This is a genomic window from Kaistella sp. (assembly GCF_041824135.1).
Lineage (GTDB): Bacteria > Bacteroidota > Bacteroidia > Flavobacteriales > Weeksellaceae > Kaistella.
On sequence record NZ_JBGZYM010000071.1, the window covers coordinates 1 to 6,018 of the forward strand.

Here is a 6,018-nt window from a genome sequence, read left to right on the forward strand (position 1 = left end):
CGGAAAAAATTCTAGCCAACGAAAGTTTTAAGGAAAATCAGAAATTTAAAATAGCAAATGGAAAATATTCTAATCCTTACTGGATGGAGAAAATGCCGAAAAACAATTTATATATCACTGAGAATCCAGCCGAAATTGGACTACCCGAAATTTCAAATGCCATCACTAAGAAAGTAACCTTCAATTTTGGAAGTACAAAAATTGATTTTGACATTCCACTACAACAAAAAACAGTTGATCCTTCTATTGGCGAGTTGTATCAACCTTTTTATACCGTTCCAACTTTTGTAGCCAGCTTCGAGCAAGAAAATTTTATCTTTAGTAATCAACCGAAACAAATTGCAGTAGAAGTTCAAAGTTTTACAGGGAATTCAACTGCTACAGTTTCGTTAAAAGGAAGTAAAGACTGGAAAATATCGCCATCTCAAAGAGTGAATTTTAAAGAAATTGGTGAAAAACAAAAACTCTATTTTCAAGTTGAACCTCTTTCCAAAAATGCGAATTCAACTTTAGAAACCATTATACAATCAGAAGGGAAAAATTATGATCAGGCTTTACAACTGGTAGAATACCCGCATATCGACCGTCAGATTTGGATTAAAAAATCACAAGCAAAAATTCAAAATTTAGATCTGAAAATCCCGGCTCTCAGAATAGCTTACATCAAAGGTTCAGGCGACGATATTCCTTCCTTTTTGGGTGCGATTGGCTTGAAGGTGCAAGAACTGGATATTAAAAATTGGAACATTTCCCAATTGAAAAGTTATGATGTTATTATTTTGGGGATTCGCGCTTTTAATACGCAACCGGAATTGGCGATGATCAACCAAGATCTCTGGAAGTTTGTCGAAAATGGTGGCTTGGTCATCAATCAATATAATACAAATCGCGGCTTGCTCACCAACGACATTGCTCCCTTTCCTTTAAAATTAGGAAGTTCCCGTATTTCTGAAGAAGATGCCAAATTGAAAATGCTCATTCCAAACCATCCTGTTTTCACCACTCCAAACAAAATAACCAATTTAGATTTTGAGAATTGGGTTCAGGAAAGAGGTTTGTATTTTGCAGATTCCTGGGATGGAAAAATGATTCCACTTCTGGAAGGAAATGATACGGGAGAAGCTCCAAATAAAGGCAGTCTTTTGGTTGGAAATTATGGAAAAGGAATGTATGTTTACACGGGACTATCCTTTTTCAGAGAATTACCAGCAGGAGTTACCGGAGCTTATAAATTGTTTATGAATATCTTGGCGCTCGGCCAATAGTTAATAGGTGACAAATTATACAAAAAACAAAACTGATATGTTCTAGTGAATAACATTCAATGCTCGACGGACAGTTTGTCATTCCGTAGGAATCTAGCCTGTTAAAATTATGCTGTGAGATTCCTCCGGAATGACAAAAAACTGGATAAATAGCGGAAATCTACGCCCCGACTTGAACGGAGCTCTTTTTATTTGGTGGCTGAGCTTGTCGAAGCTACCAAAAAAAAAGCGGGAGTGGAAGGCGGATTAAGGCGCCCAAAAAAAATATAACATAAGATATGAATCAAGAGAAAGATACGAATTGGAAAACGCTTTACATGGGTCTATTGGTCATTACGGTTTTGATGATACTTGCGATGCTCCTCTTTCAAAATTATTATAAATGAAGAATTTAGACTGGGCAGTTCTCATATTTGTTTTGCTTTTTATTGTGATTTACGGAATTTATAAATCGCAGAAAGTAAAAACTTCTGAATCTTTTTTGGGTGGAAAAAGCAATCCTTGGTGGATGGTTGGGTTATCAATCATGGCGACCCAAGCGAGTGCGATTACATTTCTATCAACTCCTGGACAAGCCTATCATGACGGTTTAGGATTCGTACAATTTTATTTCGGTTTGCCCATCGCGATGGTTATTTTATGCGTTTGGGTGTTGCCGAAATTTTTCCAGATGAACGTCTTAACGGCCTATGAATATTTAGAAAAACGGTTCGGATTGTCTACCAGAATTTTAACGGCGATTTTATTTTTGATCCAAAGAGGTTTAGCGGCCGGAATTACCATTTTTGCTCCAGCTATTATTTTGTCCACTATTTTGGGTTGGAATCTGATGCTTACCAATATTGTGATTGGAACTTTGGTGACTATTTACACTTTGGTTGGTGGGACCGAAGCGGTGAGCCAGACGCAGAAACAGCAGATGATTGTGATTTTTGTCGGGATGTTTTTGGCGTTTTTCCTTATTGTAGATCAATTGCCCGTGAATTTAAATGACGCCCTTTTATATTCTGGGGCAATGGGAAAAATTAATCCCGTGAGTTTTGAATTTGATGTGAACAATCGCTACAATATTTGGTCTGCCTTTTTGGGTGGAACGTTTTTATTCTTGAGTTATTTCGGGACCGATCAAAGTCAGGTTCAAAGGTACCTGACGGGGAAAAGTCTAAAAGAAGCGCGATTGGGATTGCTTTTCAACGGCTTATTTAAAATCCCTATGCAGTTTTTCATTCTCTTTATCGGAGTGATGGTTTTCGTTTTTTTCCAGTTTGAAAAGACCCCTTTGAACTTTAATCCGCTTTCTCAAAAACTTCAAAACAACACAGAATACCGTGCTTTGAATACGGAGTTCAATCAACTTCACGAAGATAAAAAACAGAAAATAATCGCCTGGAAAGCTGATCATTCTCCAGAAATAATGGCGGAATTAAAAGTCTTACAAGCGAAAGAAATTACGATTCGCCAAGAGGTAAAAGACCTGATTGATAAAGCAGCGCCAGAAATTGAATCCAATGACAAAGATTATGTTTTCATTTATTACATTCTCAATTACTTGCCGACCGGAATTGTCGGATTATTGATCGCAGTTATTTTATCGGCGGCGATGAGTTCTACTTCTTCAGAACTGAATGCTTTGGCGACCACAACAGTAGTAGATATTTACAAGCGAAATTTTGCGCCTAATATTTCAGAGAAGAAATATTTGAATGCTTCTAGACTTTTTACTTTGATGTGGGGGATGGTCGCCATCTTTTTTGCGGTAAATGCAAGTTTGTTTGAGAATTTAATTCAGGCCGTAAATATTATTGGGTCCTTATTTTATGGGGTGATTCTCGGCGTATTTGCAATTGCTTTTCTCTTTCCAAAAATTGGCGGCAAGGCGACCATGTGGAGTATTTTGATTGTAGAACCTATGATTATTTTGCTTTACTTTTTGGATGTAAAAGAGATTATTCAACTGGAATTTTTGTGGCTGAACCCGATCGGGTGTTTGCTGATGATTGGGGTTGCGAGTTTGCTTCAATCAATGTTTAAGAAAGTTATAATATAAAAAATGGACACCGAAATTGGTGTCCATTATGATTTAAATTGTTTATCTGATTGGGATATAAAAATTGAAGAGCTACAATATTTTCTATTTAACCCACAAAAATATTTGCAGACTTTTTCCAAAGATAATTCGGCATTGGTTCATGTAATTCTAATTTGATGATCATAGGTTTCGAACCGTTGTTATTTTTAAATCTAGCTGCACCAATCAAAACATAACGAATGGTATTTTTGACCTGATTTTTTTCTTTCTCTCGGATCAAAGGAAAAATTCCTTTACAAAGCTTTTTGTGGTTTATAAAAGGTAAACTTTTTCGCAAATCATTTCTCGTCTGATTCTGGTTGTTTTACCAATATCCAGCGATCATAATTGTCCTGCTTCAGCTTTATCGATTTTCGTTTTCTGACTTGAAAAATTTCCTTATTTAACCCACTTAATTTAAAAGTAATAAGTGTAGTCAATAACTCTTCATATTAACCCTCATTCAAAAATGAAATTTTAACAGATCTTTCAAAATCGGCAAATCTGCTTCTTCCCAATCTAAATCTGACAGGTCTTCCTTATCTACCAGGTTATGATTTTTGTAGTCTAAAATTTTTATTACACCTTCTTTATAATTTGCAATGCATCGAATCAAATTAACTTTAAAATTTCCGTAATCCAATATACTGTTGTTTAATTTTTCAACGCTTTGAATCTCTATATTTATTTCTTCACGAATTTCTCTGATGATACCATTTTCATCTTACTCTAACTTACCTCCAGGAAATTCTCATTTCAAGGTAATTTAATTTTTCAATTCTTTGGGTTACTAAAATTTTATGATCAAATAAATTAATAGCACATGTAACATTAATTATAGATTTATGCTGTGACATTTTGGAATTAGAACTTATTTATAAACAAAAGGACCCCAAAAATTTGGCGTCCTTTAATACGATATATAAAATAGAAATACTATTTCTTACTCCACTTCGCAATATTATCCATATTGATTTTCACATAATCATCGTTACCTGCTTTCTTTGCCAGCGCTAAAGATTGAGTTGCGGTAGCGATCGCTTCCATTTTCATTCCATTTGCAGCTTCAATTTCAGCTTGTAGCTTCAACATATAGAAAGTGTCGGGTGCCAAAAGATTGGCTTTCTTACTGTACTCCAAGGCTTTCTTTAAGTCTAGCTTTTCCTGAAGATAATAACTCGCAGCTTGATTGTAATCAGAAGCTTTTGCATCTTTCGTACTTAAAGTACTGCTGATCGATTCCAAAACTTGCTTCTTAGAATCCATCATGATCGGAACTTTCACCATCGTATTCTCCCAACTCATGATAAGATTTGCTTGATCTGTTTTAAGATCATTAAAATCAATTGAAAAAGTTTCCACAAACAAAGGATTTTTCAGCGCTTTCACTTTTGTTTTCGCAACGATCAATTTGTCGTCTAATTGTTTCGGCGCTCCCCATTGCTCGGTGTCTTTGTATAAAACCACTTCCCATTCTCCACCGGAAGGCATGGTGTACAAAGCATACTTACCAGCCGGAACCATTACTCCATTAAAATTGGCCTCCTGACCAAAAGTGATATCTGTAGAACCATTCGCACCCGTTCTCCAAAGTTGACCCATTGGAACCAAATTACCGAAAACCTTGCGGTCATTCGCAGAAGGTCGAGAATATTCAACCACAACTTCCGACAGGCCGATGGCTTGTTTTAGGCTGGCAGATGGACTGGGTTGAGGCGTTTTCACCTGTGCACTTAACATTGCAACTGCTCCCACTACCAATAGAGCTAACAAATTTTTCTTCATTATTTTTTAATTTAATATTTTTTTATAATCTCTAAATTTACTTCAATTTTTAATTAATAACAAGGTTGTTGAAAGACTTTCGCTTTTTTTATCGTACACTTAAAAGTTTTAATCCTGTTCTTTCTAAAAAATTGAATAATTAGATTTTAAATAAGGAGCATGGCCTTTTTCGCTACTAACCAAATCAGTCCCGCTGTTCGCTATATCTTTTTTGCCTAATATTTTTATTCGACTAAAATTCACATCAGGTTAGGCAAAAAAGGATGCCACTACCATCGCGGCTAAATTTTCAGGCGGTTTATTTTTTCAACTAGGCTTATCTCCTTATTCAGCTACCACCAATTATTATAATGAGTTCAATTAAAAAAACTTAAACAAATAGATATTCTTCTTTTGGGAATATACAGAGAGAAAATATTTTGACAAGATGACATTAGAACGATCATTTTAGAAGCCGACTTTAGGACGTATCCCCATTAACTCACTTTCCTTGGCATAGGGTTGGGGTGAGGGGAAACTTCATAAATAAGCCTCATACAATTTGATGTATAAGGCTTTTATAAAAACTGGTCTCGTGTGAAGGACGAGATAAACTATTTAGCCATCTGCACTCTGTAGACTATTTATCGGTCTATTATCTATCCCTCTACTGTCTTTCTATTCATTGTCTTTTTATTTATTATCTCACGGTCTATTATCTCACGGTCTTCTCTCTGGGTTTAGTGCACAAAAAAACCTCAATCATTTCTGATTGAGGTTTAAAAAAGACTGGCGGCGACCTACTCTCCCGCGTTAGCAGTACCATCGGCGCTAGAGGGCTTAACTTCTGTGTTCGGAATGGGAACAGGTGAGCCCCTCTGCTAAAACCACCCTAAAGGTTGTTTTGTACAAAAGGATGTA

At 36.0% G+C, this 6,018-nt stretch carries 2 protein-coding genes, 1 rRNA gene and 1 pseudogene; 2 read left to right on the forward strand and 2 right to left on the reverse strand.

Going from position 1 to position 6,018, the window contains the following annotated elements; genetic code table 11:
• Together ACEYOS_RS07795 and ACEYOS_RS07800 are read left to right on the forward strand one after the other, a co-directional pair.
• A pseudogene (locus tag ACEYOS_RS07795) lies at positions 1 to 1,265 on the forward strand (LmbE family protein); the annotation flags it as partial.
• Between the two features lie 382 nt (positions 1,266 to 1,647).
• Entirely contained in the window at positions 1,648 to 3,312 is a 1,665-nt protein-coding gene (locus tag ACEYOS_RS07800; protein ID WP_373708375.1) for a sodium:solute symporter, read from the forward strand.
• A gap of 957 nt (positions 3,313 to 4,269) precedes the next feature.
• Here ACEYOS_RS07800 and ACEYOS_RS07805 read toward each other — a convergent pair.
• Positions 4,270 to 5,118, reverse strand: a complete 849-nt coding sequence (locus ACEYOS_RS07805) for a DUF2911 domain-containing protein (RefSeq protein ID WP_373708376.1) — start codon at positions 5,116 to 5,118, stop codon at positions 4,270 to 4,272.
• 766 nt (positions 5,119 to 5,884) lie between these two features.
• Positions 5,885 to 5,992, reverse strand: a 5S ribosomal RNA gene (gene rrf / locus ACEYOS_RS07810).
• Between the last annotated feature and the right edge of the window lie 26 nt (positions 5,993 to 6,018).

What these genes read in the sequence shown, in the direction of transcription:
- ACEYOS_RS07805 (WP_373708376.1), bottom strand. Translation starts at nt 5,118, where the DNA reads ATGAAGAAAAATTTGTTAGCTCTATTGGTAGTGGGAGCAGTTGCAATG.
- ACEYOS_RS07800 (WP_373708375.1), top strand. Translation starts at nt 1,648, where the DNA reads ATGAAGAATTTAGACTGGGCAGTTCTCATATTTGTTTTGCTTTTTATT.